The sequence below is a fragment of the Chthoniobacterales bacterium genome, assembly GCA_035274845.1.
Taxonomy (GTDB): Bacteria; Verrucomicrobiota; Verrucomicrobiia; order Chthoniobacterales; family UBA10450; genus AV80.
The window spans coordinates 45485-70378 of sequence record DATENU010000005.1; the positions used below are offsets into that span (position 1 = coordinate 45485).

A 24894-nucleotide genomic window follows, 5' to 3' on the forward strand; every position below is an offset into this window, starting at 1 on the left:
GCCGCTCCTTGGTTTCGCTCCCGGCTACAATCCGAGCACATCTTCCATGGAATAAAGGCCGGGCGGTTTGGCGACAACCCACTTCGCGGCGCGCAAGGCCCCCAGTGCGAACGTCTCCCGGCTGGCCGCCTTGTGCGAAAGCTCCAGGCGTTCGCCAGCGCCGGCGAATGTGACGGTGTGATCGCCGACAACGTCGCCACCGCGGATCGAGTGCATCCCGATTTCCCTCGCCGGCCGTTCGCCGACCAGGCCTTCGCGGCCATGCGCCACGTTCTTCCCGTAATCGAGACCGCGGACTTCGCAGAGAATTTCGGCCAGCTTTTTGGCCGTGCCGCTCGGCGCATCTTTTTTCAGGCGATGGTGCATCTCGGCGATCTCGAGGTCGAAATCGTCGCCGAGCATCTCCGCGGCTTTTCGCGTCAGCCAGAAGAGCGCGTTGACGCCGACGCTGAAATTTGGGGATAGGACGACCGGGACGGATTGGGCCAATGTTTCAAGGGCCGCGCGCTCTTCTTTCGAATGGCCGGTCGTGCCGATGACAGCCGGCTTCCTGGCCGCGAGGCCAACGCGACTGAGTTCGCTGCTCGCATTTGGGTGACTGAAATCGATAACGACGTCGCAGTTGCCGATGTGGGCGGCAAGATCGTCTCCGAGATCGAGGCTGGCTGCGATTTCCGCCTCAGCTTTCGACGCCGCGGCGGCGATCGCCTGTCCCATGCGGCCTTTGGCGCCGACCAGGAGAACGCGGACGAGCGCTTTCACTCGGTTCCCTCGAAGGCCGCGAGCGTTTTGCGCAACCGCGCCTGGTTCGCGGCGGTCATCTCGCAAAGGGGGAGGCGGACTTCCGCGGTCATCACTCCGCGCCAGGAGAGGGCGGTCTTCACCGGCACCGGATTCGGTTCGATGAACAAATCCTTGAAGAGCGGCAACAACTTGAGATGCAAGTCGCGCGCGCTTTTCGTGTCCCCTGCTCGGAACGCCTGGACCAGAGTGCCGACTTCCGCCGGGAAAAGATTCGAAACCACGCTGACCACGCCGACGGCGCCAGCCGCCATGAATGGGAGGGTGAGGCCATCGTCGCCGCTCAGGATCGTAAAAGCTTCCGGCAGTCTCGCCCGCAAATCGCTGACGCGATCCACGCTGCCGCTCGCTTCCTTGATCGAGACGATGTTCGCGCAATCCATCGCGAGCCGTTCGACCGTTTCCGCGCCGATGTCCACGCCGCAACGGCCAGGAATGTTATAAAGCATGATCGGCGCACTAGTCGCCTGCGCGATCGCCTGGAAATGCCGGAACAAACCTTCCTGGCTCGGCTTGTTATAGTAGGGCGCCACGATCAGCATGCCATCGACCCCCATCTTCTCCGCGGCCCGTGTCGCCGAGATCGCCGCCGAGGTGGAATTCGATCCCGTCCCAGCGAGCACCTGGGCACGCCCTTTCGCAACTTCCACCGTGACGCGAATGACCTGCTCGCGTTCCGCGGCAGTGAGGGTGGGCGATTCCCCCGTGGTGCCGACCGCGACGATGCCGGTGATCGCGTCGGCGATCTGGCCTTCGATCAGCGCTTCCAGAGCGGGCACGTCGATTTCACCGTCCCGGAACGGGGTGACGATTGCGGTGAAAGTTCCTCGAAACATTTGTTAGTTCAGGTGGACCGAGTCCCGGGGCTGCGGGATCGCTCGATGGCAGTTACAGATCAATGGTTCCCTCGAAAACAAAATCCGCGGGTCCAGTCAGGGTGACGTTCCGAAATTTATCCCCGGCTTTTTCAAAACCGACTCTTAACTCGCTCCCGCCCCGGACCAGAACGGCGATCGGCCCGTCGACCTTTTTCGTCGCCGCAAAAATCAATGCGCTCGCCACCACTCCGGTCCCGCAGGCGAGGGTTTCGTCTTCCACCCCTCGCTCGTAAGTGCGGATGGCGATCTCGCGTTCCCCTCGTTCTTTCAAAAAGTTCGCGTTCGCACCTTTGGGCGCGAACAGGTCGTGCCGTCGAATTGCGGAACCGAGACCGCGGACATCGACCTTCTCCAGGTCGTCCACGGGGACGACGACGTGAGGGACGCCGCTGTTTACGAAATGGGCCGCGACCTGCCGGTCGGGCAACGGAATTGAAAGGCCAAGCTGTAAATCCTTCGGCTCGCTCATTTGCAGCCGGACGAGGTCGCCTTGCAGTTCGGCGCCGATCACGCCCGCCGGGGTCTCGAACGATAGTGCCTCCATCGGACCGGCGATGCGGCTGGCGTAGCGGGCGAAACAGCGGGCGCCATTGCCGCACATTTCGGCTTCGCCGCCATCGGCGTTGTAGTAGCGCATCCGGAAATCTGCGCCGTTGGCCGCGCGCTCGAGGATGAGGACGCCATCAGCGCCGACGCCCCGGTGCCGATCGCAAATCTTCGCGATCTGGTCCGAAGCCAGGGATAAATCGCCGAGCCGGTTATCGATCATCACAAAATCGTTCCCGGCTCCGTTCATCTTCGTGAAACGCAGCATGGCCAGTTGGTTACCATAAAGTGCGGCGGAAGCCAAACAAGGAGCGGCGGTTTGAAACCGCCGAATTCGAAAGCCGGCGATTGAAAATCGCCGCTCCTTGGTTGCGGTTTGAAACCGCCCGCCGACGGCGGTGTGGACAGCGCCGCTCCTCGGTGTAGCGACGCCGCGCTGCGGCGTTCGTCCGTGGCCCCGAGATCTTGACGGCTTAAAGCCGTCAAGATTGTAGTGGCGCGTCGGGCCGATTGCGTCTTGGGTGAGCTGAGAAATTCGCCATGCGAAGCATTTGAGAGCAGCATCGCTTGTTCAACAAATAGCGTGGCCACCGATCAACGCGCACCGATGCAAATAACCCGCCCGGCCGGCAAAATCTTGACGGCTTTAAGCCGTCAAGATTCTAACGGCGACGGTTTGGGGCGCGGTCCTGGTGGTGCGGAATACGGCGGACGGCGTCCTTCGGTTGGAACTCAGGGCCTTGAGCCTGTCGAAACGGCAGCGCGCCGTCCCTACCAAGTTGCGAATTGGCGCTTAGCTTCTATCTGTTTGCGAAGCACTTTGAGAAAGTTCCTGGCCACCATCCTTGTTCTGGTTTGCGTCGGCGGCGCGGCGAAGGCCCAACTCGCTCCCGGGCGCTACAACAGCCTCATCCTCGATCAGATCCGGGCCATGCCCTCCGGCGGCCACTATTCCGCTTCGCGGGTGGCGACGATTCGGCTGCAATCGGCGGCTCATTTTGAGTCGGGCATTTTCTCGGTCGTGCCTGATGCTGCTTCTCCAAGTTATTGTTCCGGCGCGACCTATCTGGTTTTCATCAAGACAATCGAAGCCCTCCGCGCCCGCGGAACCCTGACCCTGGATCATGCCACGCTGGAGAGTCTCCTGATTCGCAACCAGCGCGACGGCGAAGGCATCTGGGGCCGGTGGAATGCCAACGGCCCCGGCACCGCTCGATTGTTTCACGAGATGGACCTGGGAGAAAACTTTGACGACTTCTCCGCGGCGCAGCCGGGCGATTTCATGAAAATCTTTTGGTCGCCTGAAGTTGGCCGGGCCGAGCATGGCCATTCGGTGATTTATCTCGGCACGGAAAGGAAGGCCGGGATGGATTACGTCCGGTTTTGGTCGAGCAATATTCCCACCGGCTACGGTGAGAAGAGTGTGCCGCGCGCCAAGATTGTGCACGCGATTTTCTCGCGGCTGGATGCGCCCGGAAATCTTTCGCGGGCCTTGAGCGCGCCGCCGGTCGACAAGTATTTGGCGAGCTTGCTGAGCGCGCGCTCGAGCTACGAGGAAGCAAGAGCGAAGTGCGGAATGTAAGGCGGCGGAACGGCTCACGCGGCGCGCCGAAACAAGGAGCGGCGGTTTACAAACCGCCGTCTGAGGCGCTTCGCTGGCCGAAGCGCATGGGCGGTTTGGAAAGCGCCCCTCCTTGGGGCTTAATGGCCTTTCGACGCGGCGGCTAGCGGTTCAACGAACTGGCCGATCCGCGCGGCTAAATCCGGCTTCGTCGCGTGCTCACTTATTTTCTGCACGATCGCGCTGCCGACGACGACTGCATCGGCGAGACTGGCAACCTCGCGCGCCTGCTCAGGGGTCGAAATCCCGAAGCCGACGGCGATGGGTAGCTTTGTGTGGCGCCGGATTTCACCGACGCGTTCCCTGAGCGACGAGGCGACATTGCTTTGCACGCCAGTGACGCCTTCGCGCGAGACATAGTAAATGAAGCCAGCCGCCCCCGAGCAGATTCGCTCGATGCGATCCGGCGGCGTGGTCGGAGCGATCAGGCGAACGTGAATCGGTCCGTCCTTCGGCATTTCGAGATTCATGCTGTAGCCACGGCGCTCTGTCGCCGTGCGTGTGACGCCCCGACTGAGCGGGGCGGCTACAGCGCGGGAGACTTCCTCGGGTGGCAGGTCGAGGATCAGGAGCCCGTCGACGCCGGCCTGATCCGCTTGACGGTGAAAGTGTTCAAATCCGAATTGAAAGATCGGGTTGAGATAGCTGTAGAGAACGATCGGGATTTGCGAACGCTGGCGAATTTGGCCCACGCAATCCAGAACGCCCTGGACTGTGGCGCCTGCTTCCAAGGCGCGCTGGGCGGCGAGCTGATTGACCAGGCCATCGGCCAATGGATCGGAGAATGGAATGCCGACCTCGAGGATGTCGACGCCGGCTTTTTCCAGGGCGAAAGCGAGATCGACCGTCCGCGGAAAGTCCGGGTCGCCGGCACAGATGTAGGCGATGAATGCTTTTTCGTTATCCGCGCGGAGCACCTGGAAACATTCGTCGATTCGGTTTGGCATCTGGGTTAGCCTTTGCTCTCGGCGGACAGGAAACGTCCAACGTCAAACGCTCAACGTCCAACGTTCAATGAAAGAGACTGGAGAAAAGACGCTGACCATTAATGAGATTTACCAGTCGATCCAGGGGGAGAGCACCTGGGCAGGGGAGCCATGTGTCTTTGTCCGGCTCACGTTCTGCGATCTGCGATGCAATTATTGCGACACGGAGTACGCGTTTTACGAAGGGAAAAAACAAAGGCTAGATGAGATCGTGGCAGCGGTGGCGGAATTCAGCTGTCCGCTGGTCGAGATCACCGGCGGCGAGCCGCTCCTGCAAAAAAATGTGCTGCCGTTGATGAAGTTGTTGGCGGACGCGGGAAAAACGGTGTTGCTGGAAACGAGCGGTGCTCACGATATCTCGGCGGTCGATCCCCGGGTTCATCGGATCATGGACTTGAAGACGCCGGGCAGCGGTGAGTGCGAGCGGAATTTGTTCTCAAACATCGACCACCTGACGGACCGCGACGAAGTGAAGTTCGTGATCGGGTCCCGCGAAGATTATGAATGGTCGCGTGAGCAGGTGGCGAAGTTTCGGTTGAACGAGCGTTGCGGCGCGGTGTTGTTTTCCCCGATCTTCGGCCGAATCGATCCCCGCGAGATCGTGGAATGGATCCTGGCCGATCGGTTGCCGGTCCGTTTCCAACTCCAGATGCACAAGTTCATCTGGACGCCAGCCCAGCGCGGAGTGTAGTCGTCAGCGATGCGCGTTCGCCTGACCAAAGATTTCCAGTTTGAAGCGGCCCAGACGCTCCCGAAGGCGCCGGAAGGCCACAAATGCCGCCGGATGCACGGGCACAGCTTTAAAGTGGAGATTTCGGTCGAAGGGACGGTCGATCCGGCGACCGGGTGGTTTTACGATCATGCGGAGATCAGCGGCGCGATGAAGCCGCTGATCCGGGAGCTCGATCACTCGTATCTAAATGAGATCGCCGGGCTCGAGAATCCGACGATTGAGAACATGGCGGCCTGGTTCTGGCAGAAACTGCAACCGCTTTGCCCGGGGCTTTGCGAAATCGTCGTCCACGAAACGCCGACGGCGCGCTGCGTCTATCGCGGAGGAGGATAGGCATCTATGCCTGTCTCGGCAGATGGGCATCTTGCCCGTCGAGGAAATGCACGAGCAACAGGCTGGAAGCCTATTGGCCGAGACAGGCTGGAAGCCTTCTTCCCGCTCGTTCAGCTGGCGGCCGAATTGCCGAGCCGGGAAACAAAATCGGCGAAAAGCTCGTCGTAACCGTTGCCTCGTTCCGGATGATACTGGACTGCCAGGGCGAAGGGATAATCGCGAAGCCGGACCTGCTCGATGATGTCGTCGGTGGCGCACCAGGCTTCAACCTCGAGTCCGTCTCCGAGTTTATCGAGGGCCTGGTGATGCGAGCTGTTGACCTTATCGAGCCGATGAGACGCTGAACGATCGGTGCGGAGGGGCTGGATATTGTGATCCTTCATTTCCGGCGCGTTATGGCCGGGAATGTCGAGGTGCAGGGTGCCGCCGAGCGCGACATTTAGAAGCTGCATCCCCTTGCAGATCGCGAAGATGGGCAGCTGCCGCTCCAGCGCGGCTTTCGTGGCCACGAATTCCCAGCGGTCGCGGTCCGGTTCCATGTCGGTATCGAGAATGGAAGGATCGGGGACCGGTTGATGAAGAAACTCAGGGGCGACATCGGGGCCGCCGCTTAAGAGCAGGCCCTGCATTTTCTCAAGCGGCACCTGCTGGGTGCGGGCGTTCCAAAGCCGCACATTGGGATGTTTGGCAAAGGCGCGCCGAAACCATTTATCGTCCTTTTCCCGGATCCAGGTGGCCACATGCGGCATGGCCCGACTTTGCGACCCTTCATCTCCGTTGTAAATAGCAGCCCGCCCATGATGATCGATCAGGACAAAACCGGAAGCCTGCGCGAGGCGTGCGAGCGCATCTTTAGCGAGTGCAAAGCGACCGCCTACGCGATTGCGCTCCAGGATTACGACAGTGGCCTCCGGTTATCCATCAATGCCGACCGGCGATTTCATGCCGCGAGCACCATGAAGGTAGCCGTTCTGCTCGCGATCGGTCGGGCGATCGATGAAAAGCGGCTCGAGCCGGATGAAACGCTCCATGTCCGGAACCGTTTCCGGAGTGCGATCGACGGGACGCCGTTCCGGATCGATGCGGAATCGGACGGTTATGCGCAGCTCCATCGCCTGATCGGACGCACGGCGAAAATTTCCGATCTCACCGAATGGATGATTGTTTCCAGCAGCAACCTCGCGACGAACCTGCTGCTTGATTACCTGACGGTGGAATATGTTCGCGGTGTCCTGGAGGCGGCCGGAGTGGAGGGGATCGATCTCCGGCGCGGGGTCGACGACACGAAGGCGCACGAGCAAAAATTCAACAACGAGACGACTGCTCACGGTTTGCTCGATCTCTTTGCGACTTTGCGCGGAGATTTTTTGTCGAAGACCAGCCGGGAACGCGCGATCAACATTCTTCTCCAGCAGCGCTTCAATTCGATGATCCCCGCGCCGCTGCCCGCCCATGCCAGCGTGGCGCACAAGACTGGCGAGATTTCCACGGCCTGTCACGACGCCGGCATCGTTTATTTACCGGAGCGCGATCCTTACATTCTCGTCGTGCTGACGGAGGTGCCGCCGGACACGAACGGGCGCCGCGAGACGATCGCGAAGATCTCAGAGGTTGTTTTCAAAATGCTCACGGGAACGGAGGCTGAGTCGTGACGGGGGCCGGCGAGCTGCGGCCAGTCGATGGCCTGACGTTGTCGCCCGAGCACCGGGCGGCGCTACGCCCGGGTGAGGCGGTCACGGATGAGCATGGCGCGATTCATCATTTGCCTCGGTTCTTTTTTCAGGTGCCGAGCTGGGAGGAAGCGCATGCCCTGCGAGTGGCGGCGCATTTCGCGCTCTCCGAACTGATCACGGTGGATTCGCGGGAAGCGCCGTTGCTTCTGCGAACGTTTCCCCATCACGTCCCGTGCGCGATCCTGGCCCTGGCGCGTTACCTCGAGGATTTCCGGCGAGAAGTCGACGCGCCGGTGTTCGTGAGCGCGAATGGCGGTTACCGCTCGCCTGCGCACCGAATCAACAAAGGCGCGCCGTCGTTCCATAGTTGGGGGACGGCGGCGGACATTTATCGCGTGGGCGACACGTATCTCGACGACGAAAAGTCGATCACGCGTTATGGGGAAATTGCAGCGGCACTCGGCGCGGAGGTGCGGGTGCGGGCTTACAGGGAGGGGGACGATCATCTTCAGGTTGACCTGGGGTATCTCACGGTCGTTCCGCGGGAATGCAGCGAATCGTAAAACAGGACCGCTCGAAAGAGGCGGGGCGGTTTCACCTTCCGCCGCCGCGCGCCGTTATCGGCCTGGAGGCGGAGTTCAGCCTCATTATTAACGATCGGCGCGAGCTGCCCGAAAAAGTTTTTGGGACGGCGCAGAAATTGATCCGGTCCAAAATGCTCCCGCGGACCGGGCGCTCATTCCAGCTACCTTCCGGCGGCGCCATCTACTTCGATACCGGCGTGATTGAAGTGGCGACGCCGATTGTGGAATTGGAGCCGGGATGTTGCTATCGCGCCACGCGGCTGTTGTGGGAGCAAATCCATTTCGTTGGCGAAGAGCTGCGGCGCTGGGCGCGGCGGAACAAATGCCGGGCGCGGCTCCAGGGTTTCAGCACGCATTACAATTTTTCCTTTCAAGACGAGCACGCTTCGCCGGTGCGCGACGCGAACCGGCTTGGTTATTTGCTAGCGCACATTCTTCCCGCGCCGGTGATGTTGTTGGCGACGAATCGGAAAAGTACCGCGGTGGGAGTTCGGCCGCGCGGGAAACGGATTGAGGTGACGACGGATTTTACGCCGGACGCCGCGCTGATGCTGGCGACCTGCGCTTTTATTGCCGGCGTGGCCGGAGTGGCGAGCGCGTGGCCGGACTACGAGCTCGCGCGGCTGGACGAGAATAGGATTCCGCGGTTTGCGTCCTTTCGACTCCGGAAACATTCGTCGCGGAAAGGCTGGCGGGTGACGAAGCAATCGCTGGCCCGCGACCCGTTCGCCTGCGACGTGAATTCGCCGATCTGGAAAGTTAGCGATGGGCGCGAGCTGAGCCTCCGGGAGATCGCGCAGGAAACACTGCGGCCGTTTCGCACCAGCATCCGCCGGGTCGGCGACCTGGAAACGTTGCGACACATCGAGGCTGTATTTGACGGCGATGCCCGCTCGTTTCTGGATTTCCCCGAGCGTCCCGAGGCCTACGACGATGCCGGACACGAGTGGAATTGGAACCGGCGCCGGATGCGGCATTGGCCGCGGTCATCCTACGAGAAGGTGATTCATCGCGTCATTGCGCGGCAGCCGATCCAGATTGGTGGAAAGCGTTATGTCGCCGAGCGGATGCAAGGGTGGTACGAAGTGATGTTCCGCGAATCGAAGAGAGGCGTTCGGCGGGTCTTTAACCTGGATCACCTGGCGAAGTTGATGGCCACGAAAAAGCGGAAGTTGTAGCCGGGATCGGTGATCCCGGCCAGTATCGACGCGACCCTTCGCCGGGATCACCGATCCCGGCTACAACAGCTACAGCCCCATCATCTCCCGCACGTATTTCACGGGCGGACTGCCGTAGGAGAGGACGGTGTCGTTGTATTTCCTTAGGTCGAACTTCGCGCCGTCGCGGGCTTTGGCCTTTTCGCGCATCGCGAGGTGCTCCGTTACGCCGACGAAGTAGGTGGAAAGCTGGGTCGAGCTGAGGCGGGCGCGTTTCCATTTCCCGACGGCTTCGCCTTCCTGCTGGAATCCTTCCTTCATCATCACGTCGAGCGCTTCCTGTTCGCTCATGTTTCCGGCGTGAATCGACTGGTCGATGATCGCGTTGCAGATGACACGAAGCCGCATTTTGAGCTGCTGCATCTTCACTTCGGGCCCGCCGTAACCGGCCTCCGCCATGAATTGCTCGGAGTAAACCGCCCAGCCTTCAATGAAGGTGCCGCTTTGAAAAATAGAGCGCACGAGCGTCGGCGCCTTGAACTCATTCGAATGGGCGAGCTGAAGGTAATGGCCTGGCATCGCTTCGTGCACGGTCAGGTCGCGAACCATGAAGTTGTTGTACTCCCGGAAGAACGAATCCTTGCGCTCCTGCTTCCAGTCGTCTGGCGTCGGCGCCACGGCGAAGAACGTCTTGCCGTTTTTCTCCAGGGCGCCGGGTGAATCGCAGTAGGCGGTGGATTGCCCACGCTTGAACTCGGGCATGACGACCACGTCGACCGGTGTGGTCGGCACCCTCACCAGGTTTTTCGCTTTCACGAAATCGGTCGTCTCTTTCAGAACCGTCTTCGAATAGTCGACGATGGTGGCGTCGGTCGGGCGCTGTTCCGCCAGTTTGTCGAGCACGGCGGCCGTCACTTTTTTGCGGTCGGCGAGGGTTGCCTCATCCGCGTTTGGATTCTGCTTTTTGTAGAGGGGCAACGCCGTTTCGTAGATTGCCTTCTGGGTCTGCTCCAGATCGGTGCGGGCCGCCTTCATCAAGTCTTCCATCGACATGTCGGAAGAGAGAGCGAAGCGGAGCTTCTTCCGGAACTTGTCCGCGCCGATCCGGAAATCACCGGTCGAACGCGGAAGCAGGTCGTTTTTCAGCCAGGTGTTGTAGTCGTTTAGCGCCGCAATCGTTTTCTCCTGGAGGGGCGCCAGGTCAGCCTTGGCTTTGGGAGCCTTGTCGAGCGTCTCGTTGAGACCTTCCTTGATGAGCGAAATCGCGCCCTGGGTTTGGTCAATCGCCGTCTCGGTGTAAACCTGAGGTGGATTTTTCAGGTTCGCTTTCGCCTGCGCTATCACCGCCGGGATTTTTTCCATGCGCGCCTTGATGCTGGCGGCGCGCTTCTCCGGAGACGCAAAGTCCCGGGCGACGAGCAAATAGAGGCTGTTAGCGAGGCTCTCGTTATAAAGCAACGGATTCCATGAGCGTTCTTTCAGCTCCTCGATGCCGAAAATCTCATTGTCGATGTTGTCCTTAAGCAGACGCACATCGACCTTGTTCGGACCGGTCAGCTTCGTCAGATCGCTAAACGCCTCGAGTTGCTGGCGAAAATCCTTGGCGCGCTTGAGTTCCTTCGCCTCCGCTTCATCGGAATAATCGGACAGCCTGTCGTCGAAGCGGTGATCGCCCAGGCTGGTGGCAAACTCCGGGCTCACCTGAAGGAGGCCTTCGATGTAGTCCTTCGCCAGTTTCTGGAAGCGCTCGTCTTCCGGCGTGGCGCCAGCTGTCATGGCCGAGAGCGCGAAGGCGGCAAGGGCCGCGAGCTTGATTCCAAAGATTCGGCGCGTACGCTCTGAGCTATGACCCTCCAATACCTTCGCGGCGCGCAGAGAAAACAACCGTTTATTCCTTTTTCTATTCATATGGCTGACGGGAGCAGTTTTCCTGTTCCCCATTCTGATTTCATTTCGATGCACCCCACCGGCCGGCTCGTTTTCGTCCACGACCAGAAGGGTGGTTCGCAAGTGTTGGATCGCTTGTTGATGACGCACATTGCCTATTCGATGGGCGATGCCGCCGACGTAATCGAATCCTAAGCGCCATTAGGTCGGTGCTCCGGCCGCGAGGACAGGTTCTTCCGGATGCGGTTCCTGCGATTGCAGATAAGTCCGCTCCTTGTAATGCTTCGAGACGAAGATGTAGATGATCGAAGTGCCGAGCATCAGGTAGGTGAAGAAGCGGAAGTAGTTCGCGCCCTCCAGATTCATCCCCATCGATTTGAGTTTCGGGATGAGGAAACTGATGATCGACGGGATCTGGTTCCCGAGCGCGATCGAGAGGAGCCACATCGCCATGAGCAGGCTCTTCATCCGATTGGGCGCCTGGGTGTAGGCAAATTCGAGACCGGTGATCGAGACCATGACTTCGCCGGCCGACAAAATGATGTAGGCGAGAAATTGCCAGCCGACGTTTGGCGTTCCACCGTGATCGATGCCGAGCTGGATCATCCAGATGATGACGAACGATGCCGCGGTGAGGAACAGGCCGATCCCAATCTTGCGCACCGGAGTGAGCGGGAACACCCGGTCAATTGCCGGATACAGCCAGTAGTTAAACAGCGGGATCATTGCCAGGATGAAAAGCCCGTTTACCACGTTGACCTGTTCCGGGAGAAAACTGATACCGAGGAAATGCAGGTCCATGTGCTGGCATTGGACGGTCCATTCGCCGCCGCTGCTCTGGTCCCAGAGCGCCCAGAAAATCATCGTGAACGCGAAGATGATCCAGACGCGGGCGAGAATGCTCAGGCCTTCCTTGCTTTTCAGATCGCGCAAGAAGCCGAGCCCAGCGGGCGGGATGTGAACCATTTTCTTGCGGCCCATCCAAAAGATGACGGTGGCGAGAAACATCAGTACGCCCGGCAAACCAAACGCATACTTGGGACCCCATTTCGGATCGCGAAGCAGAATCGGACAAAGCCAGATGGAAAACGAAGAGCCCAGGTTGATCGAGAAGTAGAACCAGCCGAAGACGCGCGCGAGCAGGTGCTTGTTCGATTCGCCGAACTGATCGCCAACGTTCGCCGAGACGCACGGCTTGATTCCGCCCGCGCCCGCCGCAATTAGAATCAGGCCGATGGCGAGCACCCATTTTTGGCCGAACGCGATGCCGAATGGTGTGTCCATGAACGCGAGGGTGAAATGGCCGAGGCAGTAAACGATCGAGAGATAAAAGATCGTCCGATATTTCCCCAGCCAGCCGTCCGAGAGGATGGCGCCGAAGAACGGCATCCAGTAAACCGACGAAACAAACTGGTGGAACCAGCCGTTGGCTTCGTTCTCCGGCATCCCCTCGAGCACGCCGGATTTGTTGACCAGAAAATTGGTCATGAATCCGATGAGGATGGTCCGCATCCCGTAAAAGCTGAACCGCTCGGCGCCTTCGTTGCCGATGATGTAGGGCACGCCTGGCGGCATCCCCTTGAGATTTGGGGGCGACGTCGCGTAATCTGGATTAGCCATGCGGCGTCCTTGATCTACCTACGGCTTCTGTTTGTCGGGGAAAAAATTGGCTGGAGTCGAATGAGCGGCGGGCGAGGGGGAAGCGTGGCTCGGCGAACCATGTTCCTCGGCCGCAGCTTTGGTGTGCGTTTCCCCGGGCAATTCGTCGACCCGATGGCGCTCGCAGGAGCAATAAAAGATCAACGACCCGGCCGCCGACAGGAAAGCGGCGTTGCGAAGAGATAATCGCATAAAGTCTGGCACACTAAGCGCCGGGGGTTGGCGGATGCAAGGGAGAAAGATAAGAGGAAAACGTCCAACGCTCAACGTCCAACCTCCAACATCCAATTGAAGAGAGAGAAACCCGGCCGGTTGGGGAGCGCGAGCATCCATGTCCTCTGAAGTCGAACGTTGGATGTTGAGCGTTGAGCGTTGGACGTTTCTTTTCTTCGTCCCGCTCTCCCGGAATGAATTGAAAGCTCGTTTCGCCGGATTACTATGAGCCGCAGTGGCCCGCTCGGTAAAAAACAATGCCTGGAACGAAGTCTTCGCTCTGATTCTCCTCGGCGTCGGCACTCTCCTTTTCCTTGCCCTGATTTCTTATACCCCCAAGGATGTGCCCTCCTGGATCTGGTTTAGCCAGGTTTCGTCACCGAACCGGCCCGCCCAGAACTTCATTGGGCCCTTTGGCGCGATCATCGCCGGGTTCTCTTACATGATGATGGGAGCGGCTTCCTACCTGCTCGCCGTCGTCCTCCTCGGATTCGGGGGCGCGAAACTGTTTCAGTCGAACCTGCGGGTGATTCCACGCCTCGGTTGGATCGCACTCTTCATCATCTCGGGAGCGTGCCTGCTCCAATTGCAAACCCAGCACCTGCAGGGCTGGAAATCGTTCTTCAATATCCAGGGACCGGGCGGATGGCTGGGCTACTTCATTGGCAAGAAGCTGCTCCTCACCTGGATGGGCGGAGTCGGGTCGATCATTCTCCTCGCGGGCGTTTATGTGACCAGCCTCATCCTGATGACGGGACTGCGCCCGATCCACGTGATGCGCCAGACGGTGGCCGGACTCCGGAGAGGGATGGCCGGGTTACGCGAATGGCAACTGAAGCGCCGGCTCCGGAAATCGGATCTAAAGGGGCGGTTGGAGATCAGCCAGCAAGAATTGGCGAAGCAGCAGCGGGTCATCGAAAAGCAGTTGAAAAAAAAGGGCGCGCCCGTGGCCGAACCGGCAGTCACGGCAGTCATTACGCCGGAGGAATTGTTGAATCGACCGAAGCCGAAAGTGGTCGACACGACCGCGCTGCCGACGGAGCCGGCCAAGAAGAAACCGTCGCTCGCCGAATTGCGCGGCTCGGAGAAAAAGGAGAAAGCGCCGGCTGGCCTAACGAGCAAAACCTGGGATGCGCAAAATTACACGCTGCCGGGCTTCGACCTGCTCGACGTGCACGACACCGAAGGCCGGACGGCGGCGGACCCGGCAGAGCTGGAACAAATTCAACAGGTCCTGATCGAAACCCTGGGCCAATTTGGGATCGCCGTCGCGGCGGGCGACATCACAAAAGGCCCGACGATTACGCGCTACGAAGTTTTCCCGGCGAAAGGCGTGCGCGTGGACAAGATTGTTTCGCTCGAGCGCGATCTCGCGCGGGCGACGCGAGCTGAACGGATCAACATTCTCGCGCCGATTCCCGGCAAGGACACGGTCGGCATCGAGTTGGCGAACACGCGCAAGGTGAAGGTGACCTTACGCGAGCTATTGCAGTCGCAAGACTGGGAAGAAGCGCGATCGAAATCCAAAATCCCCCTGGCGCTCGGCAAGGATGTTTACGGCAAAACGATCATCGCCGATCTCGCGCAGATGCCGCATTTGCTCGTCGCCGGGACAACCGGCAGCGGCAAGAGCGTCTGCATCAACGCGCTGGTAGCGAGCATGATCTTTCGGTTCACGCCGGAAGAGCTGCGCTTCATCATGATTGATCCAAAGGTGGTCGAGATGCAGATGTTCAACGCCCTGCCGCATCTCGCGTTCCCGGTGGTGACCGATCCAAAGAAGGTGCTCCTTGCCCTGCGCTGGGTGATCGATGAAATGGAGAAGCGCTACAAGATTTTTGCCCAGGCTGGCGTGCGAAACATCACCAGCTTCAATGGCCGGCCGCCGAAGAAGACCCAGAAGGAATTGAATGAAGCCGCCTCTGAGAATGGAGGGCGGAGCTCCAGCGACGCCGGGCGCGATGCCGGACTCGCCGGAGCTCGTCCCTCCAATGAAATTAAGGTCCCGCGGGATGACGAAGTCGTGATCCCGGATCGCATGCCCTACATTGTCATTATCATCGACGAGTTGGCCGACCTGATGCAGACCGCGCCGGCGGACGTGGAAAGCGCGATCGCGCGCATCACCCAAATGGCGCGAGCAGCGGGCATCCATCTCATCGTGGCCACGCAAACGCCGCGCGCCGACGTTATTACGGGCGTCATCAAGGCGAACATCCCGAGCCGGATTGCCTTCCAGGTCGCGTCGAAAATCGACAGCCGCGTGATTCTGGATGAAAACGGCGCGGACCGTTTGTTAGGTCAGGGCGACATGCTTTATTTGCCGCCCAGCACTTCACGCCTCATCCGCGCCCAGGGAGTCCTGGTAACCGACGATGAGATTCATCGGCTGGTCGAATTTGTCTCGGCCCAAAGCCCACCGACGTTCGACACCTCGATGCAGGACAAGCTTCAGTCCACGAGCACAATGGATGAGGAAGAGGTGACCGAGGAAGACGAGGAACTGGTCGAGAAATGCCTCGAAATTATCCGGCAGGAGAAGCGCGCGTCGACTTCGCTGCTCCAGCGACGGCTCCGGCTTGGCTACACGCGCGCGGCGCGGATCGTTGATATTCTGGAGCAGCGCGGCATATTGGGTCCTGGCGAGGGCGCGAAGCCGCGCGAGATTCTCGTCGACCTCGATGCCGCGGTGTAACCGGGCGACGGACGAATTTTCATGGAAGGTCTTGGAAAAAAAATAAAAGAAGCGCGGTTAGCGCGAAACCTCACTCTCGAAGAAGCGGGCCGGCTGACCAAGATCAGGCCGGGGCGGCTCGAAGAGATCGAGAACGAGGATTTTTCGCAATTCGCCAGCCTGGCTTACGCGAAGGGGTTCCTGCTCATCTACGGCAAGTTTCTCGAAGTGGATGTGAGCCCGTATCTCGAAGCGTTCGAGACCTCGGAGCACGTCACCGTGGACGGCTACGCTTATCTTCAGGACGCTCCGGAACCAATCCAGAGCCGGCCAGTGGTGGTGCGACGGCCAAGGAGCAGCGGCGACCGCACTTCCCTTTGGCCGTTCGTTATCGGTGTCCTGGTGCTGGTGATCGGATTTACGGTGATGAAGTCGCTCCTCCAGGTGCAGCGGCTCAAGCCGAGACCCTCTCCGACGCCCGGCGCGTCGCCGGTCGCAACCTCGACCGCCTCGGACAAGATTATTGCGCCTCACGCGTTGCCAGTGGAGAGCACGACCCCACCGGCGATCGACGCGAGTCCGGCCGCGCCTACGCCGGCTCCAACCGTTGTTCCATCTGTGACGCCGTTCGTGCCTTCGGCTCCATCGGCTGAGCCTGAAGTGCGCCGGGCCGAACCCGTGCATCCGGAAGAGGTGGCCAAGCAGCCGCCAGTAACGCCACGGCCCACCGCGTCTCCAAGAAAATCGCCGCGCCGAATCAGTCCGACTCCGGCTCCGCTCACGAGTCCGCGGGGCCCGCTCGCGAGCCCGCGTCCGACCCAGCGTCCAACAAATCCCCGTTTCTGACGGCTATGGTTTCGCACGCGCCCGTCGCCACACCGAAAGTCGGGATGATCAGCCTGGGTTGCGCGAAGAACCTGGTCGATGCCGAAATCATGCTGGGCAGTGTCCTGAAACAGGGCATGGAAATTACCTCGAGCGCCGAGGAGGCGGATGTGCTCGTGGTCAATACCTGCGCCTTCATCGATTCGGCGAAGGAAGAATCGATCGAAGCAATTCTCGATGCCCACCAACAACGCGGGCTCGGAAAAAGGCCGGGCCAGAAGCTGATCGTAAGCGGGTGCATGTCGCAGCGTTTTTCGCGTGAGCTGCGCGAATCTTTGCCCGAGGTGGACGCTTTCGTCGGGCTGGATCAGGTGAGCGAGATGGGGGCGATCGTGCAACGCGTCCTTCGCGCGGAGAACGATCGTGGCTCTAGCTTCGTCACCGAGCGTCCGACCTACATTCCAGATTATGACACGCCGCGGTTCCGCCTGACGCCTTCCCACAGCGCTTATCTCAAGATCGCGGAAGGGTGCAATCATCCCTGCAGTTTTTGCGTGATCCCGCAGATGCGTGGACGGCATCGCAGCCGCCAGCCGAGTTCGGTACTGGCGGAGATACGGGCGTTGGTCGCGGAAGGGGTGAAGGAGATCAACCTGATCAGCCAGGACACAACCTATTACGGAATGGATTTGTGGGCGGCGAAAGCCGGGCCGCGCCAGCCGGTGGATTCGTCGCGGGGCCCGACGCTCGCCGCGCTGCTTCGAGAGATTCAAACGATCGAAGGTGAGTTTTGGGTGCGGCTGCTCTACACCCACCCGGCCCATTGGAGCGGGGAATTGATCGAGACGATCGCCCAATGCGACAAGCTCGCGCGCTACATCGACATGCCGCTCCAGCACATTGAGGAGGGAATGCTTGGACGCATGCGCCGCGAAACGAGCCGGGCCCACATCGAGGACCTGATTGGGGATTTGCGGTCGGGAATTCCGGGCGTGGCGTTGCGGACCACCTTCATCGTCGGCTTTCCCGGTGAGACTGAGGAGGCGTTCGAATCCCTCCTGGAATTCATCGAGCGGACTCGATTTGAGCGGCTCGGGGTTTTCAAATACTCGCAGGAAGAGGGCTCGCGCGCCGCAAAGATGCCCGAACAAGTCCCGGCGAAGACCAAGAATGATCGCTACCGGCGCGCCATGACTCTGCAACAGCGGATTGCTCGCGAGATCGCCGCCAAAAACGTGGGTCGCGAGATGCGGTTGCTGGTGGATCAACCGCTGGTCGCCCGCACGGAAATGGACGCTCCGGATGTGGATGCCCGCGTAATCCTTTCGGAGCCCGCAACTGCCGGTGAGTTTGTCGAACGCAGGATAACTGGCAGTCGCGGCTACGATTTATTGGCTTAGAGCTGGCGAAAACTTCGCGCTGGGAAGTTAGGGAGTGACAACGGCCCGCGGATTGTGCCATTTTCGGCAGCGTCTCGCTCCCCCCATGAGTGAACTAAACAAGGACACTGTCCGCCTTCCACCCGCCCCGGCGCCAACCCGGGTGGCGTCAAAACCGGCCGCAGTCGCAGTCGATCATCTTGTTTCCGCATCGGGGCCGAGAAAGGAGACGGCACGGGTGGCCATCCAGCCAGGAGTCACACCGGTGCCGATTCTCGCAGACAGGCGCTCCGCTGCCTCGGATTCCATTCCCAGATCGTACTTCTGGGCAATCGTCGGTTTGGCGGCCCTAATTTTTCTCATTCAAATTTGGAATTACGTCGTATCGTAAGGGATGGAAAATTCCGCCGCTATTACTCTGGACGATTCTAATTTTGACAAGGAAGTGAACCAAAGCGCGCAACCGGTGCTGGTCGATTTCTGGGCCGAATGGTGCGGGCCGTGCAAAATGATTGCGCCGCTGATCGACGAGATTGCCAAGGAAAAGGCGGGCTCGGTGAAGGTCGCCAAAGTGAATGTCGACGACAACCAGAGCCTCTCCATGAAATACAACGTGCGGGCAATTCCGGCGCTCCTCTTCTTCAAGGACGGGCAGTTGCGAGATCAGATCGTCGGGATGACGAGCAAGAAGGATTTGCTCGGCCGGCTGGAAGCGCTGGCGTAAATTCGGCGAAGCCGAATTTGCTGTGAATGGTGATCGGTGACTGGTGAATAATCGGCGAATCCCATCCATTCACCGAGCACTAGTCACCATTCACTAAACAAAGAATGCGCCCGGCGCGGCTCGAACGCGCAACCTACAGCTTCGGAGGCTGTCACTCTATCCAGTTGAGCTACGGGCGCAGTGTGGTTGCGAGTATAGAGGGCCACGGCGAAAGCTCAACCGGGGCGGCGGACGATTGGGGATTTGCAATTTCCCCATCCCCGCATAACAGTGTCCGCCCCGCCAGCCACCCCCGGAGGAGACCATTATGAGCAGCATTATCGACGCAATTGAGAAGGAACAGTTCAAAACCGACGCCACGAAGTTCAAGGTGGGTGACGGCGTTCGTGTCCATACCCGGGTGGTGGAAGGCGACAAGGAACGAATCCAGATTTTCTCCGGGATCGTGATTGGCCGGAAAGGTCGGGGCCTGAATGAAACCTTTACGGTCCGGCGCATTTCCTACGGCGAAGGGGTCGAGCGCGTTTTCCCGATACACTCCCCTCGGATTGCGAAGGTCGAAGTGGAGAAGGAAGGCCGCGCCCGCCGGGCGAAGCTGAATTACCTCCGCACCCGCAAGGGCAAGGAAGCGACCGCGGTGCGGGAGTAGCGAAGCGTGAATGGTGATCAGTGATTGGTGAATAGTTTCCATTCACCGATCGCCAGTCACTTTTCACACTTTCGATTTCCAGTCGGCACAGCATTAGTTACGATGTTGAAGCATGTACCGACGTTGCGGCTTCCGGCATGAACGAAAACTCCGCGCCCTCGGCATCACGAGCATCGCCGGCGTTGATGAAGCCGGCCGCGGCGCCCTCGCTGGGCCAGTCGTAGCGGCGGCGGTTATTCTCCCGGAAAAATTTCGCCACAAAAAGCTGAACGATTCGAAGCAGCTGTTGCCGGAAAAACGCCAGGAAATCTACCAGGATCTCATGGCGAACGATTTGATCCGCTGGGCGATCGGAATCGTCGATTCAGTCGAAATCGACACGATCAATATTCTGCGCGCGACCCACAAGGCGATGCGGATTGCCCTTACCGGCCTCGCTCTTCAACCCGAGCACGTCCTCATCGACGGCCTCCCGGTGTTTCCCTTCCCGCTGCCGCAGACCGCGATCATCGATGGCGATTGTTATAGCCTCAGTATTGCCGCCGCGAGCGTGATCGCGAAGGTCACGCGGGACACGATTATGCGCGACTTTTGCGCCCGGTATCCCCAGTATTGCTTCAGTCAGCACAAAGGCTACGGGACGGAGCTGCACCTGATAAAACTGCATGAACACGGGCCTTGTCCGATTCATCGACGATCTTTCGAACCGGTGGCGCAGCCGGTTTTCGAGTTCGCCTCCCCGGCATCTGCGACTTGGAACGCGGGGCGAGAAATTGGCGAGCAAGCTCCTCCGCCGGAACGGATACAAAATTCTGTCCCATAACTTTCGTGGTCGCACCGGTGGGGAGATTGACCTCGTCTGCCGTGATGGCGACACCCTGGTTTTCGTGGAGGTCAAAACCCGGACGCGAGAAGATTTCGGCCGGCCGCTCGATGCTGTCGATCGGGAGAAACGGAAACGAATTTCTCGCGGTGGGCTGGCCTGGCTACGGCTGCTCGGCGATCCCGACATCCTTTTTCGGTTCGATGTCGTGGAAGTGATCATCGCGGAAGGCGCCGAGCCACGGCTGCACCTTGTGCAAAATGCTTTCTCGCTCCCGGAACCCTACATCTATTAGGCCGCCAACTATTCGACGGTGACGCTTTTTGCCAGGTTGCGCGGTTTGTCGACGTCGCGGCCTAATTCGACAGCCATGTGGTAGGCCAGCAGCTGGAGCGGAATCACGGTCAGGATCGGGCTGAGGAAGTCGAGCACCTTCGGCACGACTACAATATCGTCGGCGATTTTTTCGAGGTGTTTTGCGCAGGCGCCCGAGGTAACGGCGATGACGGGGCCTTTCCGGGCCCGGACCTGTTCGATGTTATTGAGGTTCTTCGAAAAGATGGTGTCGTCCGGTGCGATGAAGACCGAAGGGAGTTCGGGCCGGACGAGCGCGATAATGCCGTGCTTTAATTCCGCGCTCGGATGGCCTTCGGCAAAAAGGTAGGTTACCTCCTTCAGTTTCAAGGCCGCTTCGACCGCAATCGGGTAATTGAACTGGCGCCCGAAGAAGAGGAAACCGCTGGCTTGAGCGTATTTCTTCGCAATCGCCTTCATCTGATCGCTGAGTTTCAGCACCTCTTCGATCTTTTCAGGCAACTCTTCGAGCGCCTCAATAATTCGGGTTCCCTCGGAGGTCGAAAGGTGCCGCATGCGGCCGAGGAGCAGGCCGATCGTGACCAGGATCGTGACCTGCGACGTAAACGATTTCGTAGCGGCGACTCCGATCTCGGGGCCAGCGTGCATGTAAACACCGCCGTCGCTTTCCCGAGCGATGGAACTCGCGACATTGTTGCAAATCCCGAGGGTGCGATATCCTTTTCGCCGGCTCTCCCGCATGGCCCCAAGCGTATCCGCCGTCTCGCCACTCTGACTGATCGCGAACACCAGCGTGTCGCGGGTCATGGGAGTATTGCGGTGGCGAAATTCGCTGGCGTGTTCCACTTCGGTCGGGATCTGAGCGAGCGCCTCAATCAGGTATTCGCCAATCATGGCCGCGTGCAGCGCCGTTCCGCAGCCGGTCAAAACCACGCGGCCCACGTCGCGTAACTGGGCCGGGGTCATGTTCAGCCCACCGAGCTTGGCCGTGCATTCCTCTGGGCTGAGCCGGCCGCGCATCGCATCGCGCACGGAGCCGGGCTGCTCAAAGATCTCCTTGAGCATGTAATGCGGGTAATCGCCCTTCTTAACGTCGGCGTCCGTGAACTCGACCCTACTGAGCTGGTAATTGCCTCCCTCGCCGGCGACCGAGCTGATCTCGAATTTATCGCGCTCAACCGCGACGACGTCGAAGTCGTTCAAATAGACCGCGTCCCGGGTGTAAGCGACGATCGCGCTGACGTCGCTCGCGAGAAAATTCTCCTCTTTGCCAACGCCGAGGACGAGTGGACTGCCGCGGCGCGCGCCGACGATGAAGTCGGGAATGTCGCGGTGGACGAGTGCAATTCCGTAGGTGCCGATGACCTGGCGCAAAGCGGCGCGAACGGCATCGACGAGACGTCCCTTTTTGTTGGCGAGATTCGCCTTGGACTTCCCGTTCGAGCCGGGCTCGGAATCGGCTGCGACAGAGGCGTCGTAAAGTTTCCCAATGAGGTGGGCCAGGACTTCGGTGTCGGTATCGGAAGTAAAGTTGCGGTCGCCGTCCCGGATGAGCTGATCTTTTAGCGCCTGGTAATTTTCGATGACGCCGTTATGGACGAGCGCCAGATTTCCGGAGGCATCGAAATGAGGATGAGCGTTTTGATCGGTGGGTTTGCCATGGGTAGCCCAGCGAGTGTGGCTGATGCCGTAGGTCCCGGTGGGGGGATTGTCGGCCATGAGTTTGCCCAGAGCAGCGATCCTCCCGGCGCATTTTCGCGTCTCCACACGATCGCCATCCACGATCGCGACGCCCGCGGAATCGTAGCCCCGATATTCAAGGCGCCGCAGCCCATCGAGAAGGATGGGCGCCGCCTCCGAACGTCCGACATAGCCGACGATGCCACACATGAGAGGAGCGTGACATTAAGCCGGGACGGGTGCAACCGGCCGGGCCCGGCGAAAATGTTTGATGGTGAGAGCGGCAATCTGCCTAAATTGATTTGTGGACCCGAAAAGCCGCTCTAACCGTCAGCCGCTGGACGCCACGTCCGCCCTGTCGACTCCCGCGCTCCCTCCCGGAACGACCCGGCGCACCCTGGCGATCGTGATGGGCGGCGGCGCCGGAACCCGTTTGTTTCCGCTGACGAAGGACCGATCGAAACCCGCCGTTCCGTTGGGCGGCAAATACCGGATCGTGGATATCCCGATCAGCAATTGCCTCAACTCCGGGCTGCGCTCGATCTACGTGCTCACGCAGTTCAACAGCATGTCGCTGCATCGCCATATCCAGGCGAGCTACAAGTTCGACAATTTTTCGCGCAGCTTCGTCGACATCCTCGCGGCCCAGCAAACGCCGGAAGGCTCTCAATGGTATCAGGGCACGGCCGACGCTGTCCGGCAAAACATGCGCTACTTTCTGGAGCACCCTTTCGATTACTACATCATCCTCAGCGGCGATCAGCTTTATCGAATGGATTTTCGGGCGCTCCTGCATCAGCACATCCGTTCCGGCGCTGATATCACGCTCGCGATCAAACCGGTCCCGCGCGAACAGGCGTCGGACTTCGGGATCATGCTGAGTGACGCGGATCGGCGCGTTACTCATTTTGTCGAGAAGCCGAAGGACCCGAGCGTCCTGAACGAATTCAAAATGGGGCCCGAGCTTCTCGCCTCGGCTGGATCGGCCCCCGGCGCGGAACTCTACCAGGCGTCGATGGGCATTTATGTCTTCAATCGAGACGTGCTCGTGGAATGCCTCGACAACGATTTGGTTGATTTCGGGAAGCACATCATTCCCCAAGCTATTCAGGAACGGCAGGTGAGCGGTTACGTCTTCAATGGCTATTGGGAGGATATCGGGACGATCCGGGCGTTTTACGAAGCCAATCTCGATCTCACAGACTTGCTGCCGAGCTACAGTTTTTTCGAGGCCGCGGCTCCGATCTACACTCACCCGCGATTCTTGCCGGGCAGCAAGATCAACGGAGCGACTCTGCGCCAGGCGATCATCGCGGATGGTTGCATTATCTCAGATGCGCACCTTGAGCGGTCGGTCATTGGAGTTCGCAGTATCATCCAAAGCGGGGCGACGATTCGAAACAGCATCGTAATGGGCGCTGACTATTATGAGACGGATGCTGGAGCGCAACGCGGATCGCCGCCCATCGGGATCGGGCGCAACTGTGTGATCGATCGCGCGATCATCGACAAGAATGCCCGGATCGCGGATGGAGTGGTGATTACACCCGAAGGAAAACCGGCGGACATGGACGCCGGCAACTACTTCATCCGCGATGGGATCGTGGTGGTGCCCAAAAACGCGGTGATTCCGCCCGGATTCTGGATTTAGGAAGGCAGGGCGTTACCGGCGTTGCTGGTTGAGCATCGCTCCCTGGCCTTCGCGCTCCCACTTTTGCTGCTCGTTCCACGGCAGAGACGTTTCGTGGGTCGCGCTGGGATCGGACACCAGGGCGGGCGGTTCCTTGGATGCGCAGGAACCCAGCGCCGCGGTCGCGGCGAGGATCAGCAGAAATTTGACGAATCGAAAGCCAAAGGAATCAGGAATTGTTGCCAGCATAAATGACAGTATCACCCGGTTGGACCTGGACGCCGCGCGCCAGGCTGCTGGTAATTATATCGCCGATAGCCGTGGCAGGTTCAACTGACGAAATCCGGATCCGGCCAATAAACGAACCACCTCGCAGAACCAGCATTTCGGAGTTCGGCTCGACTCCCTGGCGGCCGCCGAGGCTCAAGACTACAAAGTTGTAGGCCTGGTTCACGGCGAGAATGGTGCCCCGGATGCCGGGATTTCCTCCGCCGGCCGGTCGATTTCTCTTTTCCGCTTCAAGCTGGGCCGCCCGTTCCTGAGTCGCTTTCATTTTGTCGGAGAGCAACGTCTTCTCCCGCTCGGCGGCCTCGAGCCGTTTTCGGACGTCTTCCAATTGAGCTCGCAACTCCGCCGGGGAAGTAGCCGGTGGGCCTGCCGCGACTGCGGCCGGTTTCGGCTCCTCGCCGCGCGTGCTCAATTCAGCGATTTCGTTTTCATTTTGGCGCAATCTTGCCTGCAAATCGCCTTTCTCAGCCTGCTCGTGGAGCAGCTCGGCTTCGGTGCGGGCCACCTTCTTCTGGAAATCATCGAGTTTCGCCCGGGCGGCGGCGACGGCGGCTTCGCGTTCCGCGGCCTCCTTTTCGCGGACAATACCGCGTCGCTCCGCGGCTGCGCGGCCCGATTCGGCGCGCCCAGCGTCAGAACGCAGTTCGCGGGTCCTTTTCAGATTCAATACGCCGAAAATCACCGAAAGCGTAAGTAGTAGTACGGTAGCAAGGATCAGATTCCGGGGGGTAATCACAGCGAGGGGGGCGAGAAGTCGCGGGGGGGTCTAATTCGTATGAAACGGGGACCGCTCTGGCAATCCTATTTGCGTCCCTGGGGGAGTTTGGCGGCGGAGC

At 59.9% G+C, this 24894-nt stretch carries 27 protein-coding genes and 1 tRNA gene; 15 read left to right on the forward strand and 13 right to left on the reverse strand.

The window, feature by feature from the left end:
• Window positions 1-24 precede the first annotated feature (24 nt).
• Genes dapB through dapF form a run of 3 tightly spaced genes read right to left on the reverse strand, consistent with a single transcriptional unit; the run spans window position 25 to window position 2493 of the window.
• Window positions 25-762 (reverse strand): 4-hydroxy-tetrahydrodipicolinate reductase, encoded by a 738-nt coding sequence (dapB, locus tag VJU77_01705; GenBank protein HKP02052.1) that lies wholly within the window; start codon window positions 760-762, stop codon window positions 25-27.
• Window positions 759-1637 (reverse strand): 4-hydroxy-tetrahydrodipicolinate synthase, encoded by an 879-nt coding sequence (gene dapA, locus VJU77_01710; protein ID HKP02053.1) that lies wholly within the window; start codon window positions 1635-1637, stop codon window positions 759-761. The genes dapB and dapA overlap by 4 nt, the downstream gene beginning before the upstream one ends.
• A 52-nt stretch (window positions 1638-1689) precedes the next feature.
• Complete coding sequence (gene dapF, locus VJU77_01715; GenBank protein ID HKP02054.1) at window positions 1690-2493, reverse strand: diaminopimelate epimerase; 804 nt, start codon at window positions 2491-2493, stop codon at window positions 1690-1692.
• Between the two features lie 552 nt (window positions 2494-3045).
• Here dapF and VJU77_01720 point away from each other — a divergent pair.
• Window positions 3046-3807, forward strand: a complete 762-nt coding sequence (locus tag VJU77_01720; protein HKP02055.1) for a hypothetical protein — start codon at window positions 3046-3048, stop codon at window positions 3805-3807.
• Between the two features lie 119 nt (window positions 3808-3926).
• Here the strand turns inward: VJU77_01720 and trpA are convergent, their stop codons facing one another.
• On the reverse strand, window positions 3927-4793 hold the full coding sequence (trpA, locus tag VJU77_01725) for a tryptophan synthase subunit alpha (GenBank protein ID HKP02056.1): 867 nt from the start codon (window positions 4791-4793) through the stop codon (window positions 3927-3929).
• A gap of 67 nt (window positions 4794-4860) precedes the next feature.
• On the opposite strand from trpA, the gene queE reads away from it, so the two are divergent.
• Window positions 4861-5523, forward strand: coding sequence for a 7-carboxy-7-deazaguanine synthase QueE (gene queE / locus VJU77_01730; GenBank protein HKP02057.1), 663 nt, complete (start codon window positions 4861-4863; stop codon window positions 5521-5523).
• Window positions 5524-5532: 9 nt separating this feature from the next.
• Window positions 5533-5898, forward strand: coding sequence for a 6-carboxytetrahydropterin synthase QueD (queD, locus tag VJU77_01735; protein HKP02058.1), 366 nt, complete (start codon window positions 5533-5535; stop codon window positions 5896-5898).
• A 110-nt stretch (window positions 5899-6008) separates the two neighbouring features.
• Here the strand turns inward: queD and VJU77_01740 are convergent, their stop codons facing one another.
• Window positions 6009-6647, reverse strand: coding sequence for a type 1 glutamine amidotransferase (locus VJU77_01740; GenBank protein HKP02059.1), 639 nt, complete (start codon window positions 6645-6647; stop codon window positions 6009-6011).
• 48 nt (window positions 6648-6695) lie between these two features.
• On the opposite strand from VJU77_01740, the gene VJU77_01745 reads away from it, so the two are divergent.
• From VJU77_01745 to VJU77_01755, 3 genes are read left to right on the forward strand one after another with little or no spacing between them, the layout of a single operon-like run.
• On the forward strand, window positions 6696-7550 hold the full coding sequence (locus tag VJU77_01745; protein HKP02060.1) for a serine hydrolase: 855 nt from the start codon (window positions 6696-6698) through the stop codon (window positions 7548-7550).
• Window positions 7547-8134, forward strand: a complete 588-nt coding sequence (locus tag VJU77_01750) for a hypothetical protein (protein HKP02061.1) — start codon at window positions 7547-7549, stop codon at window positions 8132-8134. The genes VJU77_01745 and VJU77_01750 overlap by 4 nt, the downstream gene beginning before the upstream one ends.
• Window positions 8119-9333 (forward strand): hypothetical protein, encoded by a 1215-nt coding sequence (locus VJU77_01755; protein HKP02062.1) that lies wholly within the window; start codon window positions 8119-8121, stop codon window positions 9331-9333. The genes VJU77_01750 and VJU77_01755 overlap by 16 nt, the downstream gene beginning before the upstream one ends.
• A gap of 69 nt (window positions 9334-9402) precedes the next feature.
• On the opposite strand, the gene VJU77_01760 is transcribed toward VJU77_01755, so the two are convergent.
• Window positions 9403-11088: a DUF885 domain-containing protein gene (locus VJU77_01760; protein HKP02063.1), complete on the reverse strand. Its 1686-nt coding sequence runs from the start codon at window positions 11086-11088 to the stop codon at window positions 9403-9405.
• Window positions 11089-11220: 132 nt separating this feature from the next.
• Between VJU77_01760 and VJU77_01765 the strand changes: the two genes are divergently transcribed.
• Window positions 11221-11394, forward strand: coding sequence for a hypothetical protein (locus VJU77_01765; GenBank protein ID HKP02064.1), 174 nt, complete (start codon window positions 11221-11223; stop codon window positions 11392-11394).
• A 6-nt stretch (window positions 11395-11400) separates the two neighbouring features.
• Here VJU77_01765 and VJU77_01770 read toward each other — a convergent pair whose 3' ends face one another.
• Together VJU77_01770 and VJU77_01775 are read right to left on the reverse strand one after the other, a co-directional pair.
• The gene (locus VJU77_01770) at window positions 11401-12819 is read right to left on the reverse strand and encodes a POT family MFS transporter (protein HKP02065.1); all 1419 of its coding nucleotides are present in this window, start codon (window positions 12817-12819) and stop codon (window positions 11401-11403) included.
• A gap of 18 nt (window positions 12820-12837) precedes the next feature.
• Window positions 12838-13050 carry a hypothetical protein gene (locus VJU77_01775; GenBank protein HKP02066.1) on the reverse strand — a complete coding sequence of 71 codons (213 nt, stop codon included), beginning with the start codon at window positions 13048-13050 and terminating at the stop codon, window positions 12838-12840.
• Between the two features lie 256 nt (window positions 13051-13306).
• Between VJU77_01775 and VJU77_01780 the strand changes: the two genes are divergently transcribed.
• From VJU77_01780 to rimO, 3 genes are read left to right on the forward strand one after another with little or no spacing between them, the layout of a single operon-like run.
• Window positions 13307-15766 carry a DNA translocase FtsK gene (locus VJU77_01780; GenBank protein HKP02067.1) on the forward strand — a complete coding sequence of 820 codons (2460 nt, stop codon included), beginning with the start codon at window positions 13307-13309 and terminating at the stop codon, window positions 15764-15766.
• Between the two features lie 21 nt (window positions 15767-15787).
• Window positions 15788-16591 (forward strand): helix-turn-helix domain-containing protein, encoded by an 804-nt coding sequence (locus VJU77_01785; protein ID HKP02068.1) that lies wholly within the window; start codon window positions 15788-15790, stop codon window positions 16589-16591.
• A gap of 5 nt (window positions 16592-16596) precedes the next feature.
• The gene (rimO, locus tag VJU77_01790) at window positions 16597-17970 is read left to right on the forward strand and encodes a 30S ribosomal protein S12 methylthiotransferase RimO (GenBank protein ID HKP02069.1); all 1374 of its coding nucleotides are present in this window, start codon (window positions 16597-16599) and stop codon (window positions 17968-17970) included.
• Between the two features lie 174 nt (window positions 17971-18144).
• On the opposite strand, the gene VJU77_01795 is transcribed toward rimO, so the two are convergent.
• The gene (locus VJU77_01795; GenBank protein HKP02070.1) at window positions 18145-18312 is read right to left on the reverse strand and encodes a hypothetical protein; all 168 of its coding nucleotides are present in this window, start codon (window positions 18310-18312) and stop codon (window positions 18145-18147) included.
• 31 nt (window positions 18313-18343) lie between these two features.
• Here VJU77_01795 and trxA point away from each other — a divergent pair, with 31 nt between their 5' ends.
• Complete coding sequence (gene trxA, locus VJU77_01800) at window positions 18344-18673, forward strand: thioredoxin (protein ID HKP02071.1); 330 nt, start codon at window positions 18344-18346, stop codon at window positions 18671-18673.
• A gap of 105 nt (window positions 18674-18778) precedes the next feature.
• Here trxA and VJU77_01805 read toward each other — a convergent pair.
• A tRNA-Arg gene (locus VJU77_01805) sits at window positions 18779-18852 on the reverse strand.
• 128 nt (window positions 18853-18980) lie between these two features.
• Here VJU77_01805 and rplS point away from each other — a divergent pair.
• The 3 genes from rplS to VJU77_01820 all read left to right on the forward strand — a co-directional run bounded on the left by rplS (window position 18981) and on the right by VJU77_01820 (window position 20440).
• Entirely contained in the window at window positions 18981-19322 is a 342-nt protein-coding gene (rplS, locus tag VJU77_01810) for a 50S ribosomal protein L19 (protein HKP02072.1), read from the forward strand.
• 112 nt (window positions 19323-19434) lie between these two features.
• Window positions 19435-20145 (forward strand): ribonuclease HII, encoded by a 711-nt coding sequence (locus VJU77_01815; protein ID HKP02073.1) that lies wholly within the window; start codon window positions 19435-19437, stop codon window positions 20143-20145.
• Window positions 20096-20440, forward strand: coding sequence for a YraN family protein (locus VJU77_01820; protein ID HKP02074.1), 345 nt, complete (start codon window positions 20096-20098; stop codon window positions 20438-20440). The genes VJU77_01815 and VJU77_01820 overlap by 50 nt, the downstream gene beginning before the upstream one ends.
• An 8-nt stretch (window positions 20441-20448) precedes the next feature.
• On the opposite strand, the gene glmS is transcribed toward VJU77_01820, so the two are convergent.
• Complete coding sequence (gene glmS / locus VJU77_01825) at window positions 20449-22350, reverse strand: glutamine--fructose-6-phosphate transaminase (isomerizing) (GenBank protein ID HKP02075.1); 1902 nt, start codon at window positions 22348-22350, stop codon at window positions 20449-20451.
• 94 nt (window positions 22351-22444) lie between these two features.
• Here glmS and VJU77_01830 point away from each other — a divergent pair, with 94 nt between their 5' ends.
• A complete protein-coding gene (locus tag VJU77_01830) occupies window positions 22445-23791 on the forward strand; it encodes a glucose-1-phosphate adenylyltransferase (GenBank protein HKP02076.1) in 1347 nt (448 codons plus the stop codon).
• A gap of 12 nt (window positions 23792-23803) precedes the next feature.
• Here VJU77_01830 and VJU77_01835 read toward each other — a convergent pair whose 3' ends face one another.
• Window positions 23804-24019 carry a hypothetical protein gene (locus VJU77_01835; protein ID HKP02077.1) on the reverse strand — a complete coding sequence of 72 codons (216 nt, stop codon included), beginning with the start codon at window positions 24017-24019 and terminating at the stop codon, window positions 23804-23806.
• The gene (locus VJU77_01840) at window positions 24000-24725 is read right to left on the reverse strand and encodes a hypothetical protein (GenBank protein HKP02078.1); all 726 of its coding nucleotides are present in this window, start codon (window positions 24723-24725) and stop codon (window positions 24000-24002) included. Before VJU77_01840 ends, VJU77_01835 begins: the two co-directional genes overlap by 20 nt.
• Window positions 24726-24894 lie beyond the last annotated feature (169 nt).

Bases quoted from the DNA above. Each gene is read 5' to 3' on its own strand.
- dapF (HKP02054.1), bottom strand. From the start codon at position 2,493: ATGCTGCGTTTCACGAAGATGAACGGAGCCGGGAACGATTTTGTGATG.
- VJU77_01745 (HKP02060.1), top strand. From the start codon at position 6,696: ATGATGATCGATCAGGACAAAACCGGAAGCCTGCGCGAGGCGTGCGAG.
- VJU77_01815 (HKP02073.1), top strand. From the start codon at position 19,435: ATGTACCGACGTTGCGGCTTCCGGCATGAACGAAAACTCCGCGCCCTC.
- queE (HKP02057.1), top strand. From the start codon at position 4,861: ATGAAAGAGACTGGAGAAAAGACGCTGACCATTAATGAGATTTACCAG.
- trpA (HKP02056.1), bottom strand. From the start codon at position 4,793: ATGCCAAACCGAATCGACGAATGTTTCCAGGTGCTCCGCGCGGATAAC.
- VJU77_01785 (HKP02068.1), top strand. From the start codon at position 15,788: ATGGAAGGTCTTGGAAAAAAAATAAAAGAAGCGCGGTTAGCGCGAAAC.
- VJU77_01755 (HKP02062.1), top strand. From the start codon at position 8,119: ATGCAGCGAATCGTAAAACAGGACCGCTCGAAAGAGGCGGGGCGGTTT.
- rplS (HKP02072.1), top strand. From the start codon at position 18,981: ATGAGCAGCATTATCGACGCAATTGAGAAGGAACAGTTCAAAACCGAC.
- VJU77_01795 (HKP02070.1), bottom strand. From the start codon at position 18,312: ATGAGAAAAATTAGGGCCGCCAAACCGACGATTGCCCAGAAGTACGAT.
- trxA (HKP02071.1), top strand. From the start codon at position 18,344: ATGGAAAATTCCGCCGCTATTACTCTGGACGATTCTAATTTTGACAAG.
- dapA (HKP02053.1), bottom strand. From the start codon at position 1,637: ATGTTTCGAGGAACTTTCACCGCAATCGTCACCCCGTTCCGGGACGGT.
- VJU77_01765 (HKP02064.1), top strand. From the start codon at position 11,221: ATGGCTGACGGGAGCAGTTTTCCTGTTCCCCATTCTGATTTCATTTCG.
- queD (HKP02058.1), top strand. From the start codon at position 5,533: ATGCGCGTTCGCCTGACCAAAGATTTCCAGTTTGAAGCGGCCCAGACG.
- VJU77_01835 (HKP02077.1), bottom strand. From the start codon at position 24,019: ATGCTGGCAACAATTCCTGATTCCTTTGGCTTTCGATTCGTCAAATTT.
- VJU77_01760 (HKP02063.1), bottom strand. From the start codon at position 11,088: ATGACAGCTGGCGCCACGCCGGAAGACGAGCGCTTCCAGAAACTGGCG.
- rimO (HKP02069.1), top strand. From the start codon at position 16,597: ATGGTTTCGCACGCGCCCGTCGCCACACCGAAAGTCGGGATGATCAGC.
- glmS (HKP02075.1), bottom strand. From the start codon at position 22,350: ATGTGTGGCATCGTCGGCTATGTCGGACGTTCGGAGGCGGCGCCCATC.
- VJU77_01770 (HKP02065.1), bottom strand. From the start codon at position 12,819: ATGGCTAATCCAGATTACGCGACGTCGCCCCCAAATCTCAAGGGGATG.
- VJU77_01775 (HKP02066.1), bottom strand. From the start codon at position 13,050: ATGCGATTATCTCTTCGCAACGCCGCTTTCCTGTCGGCGGCCGGGTCG.
- VJU77_01740 (HKP02059.1), bottom strand. From the start codon at position 6,647: ATGCCGCATGTGGCCACCTGGATCCGGGAAAAGGACGATAAATGGTTT.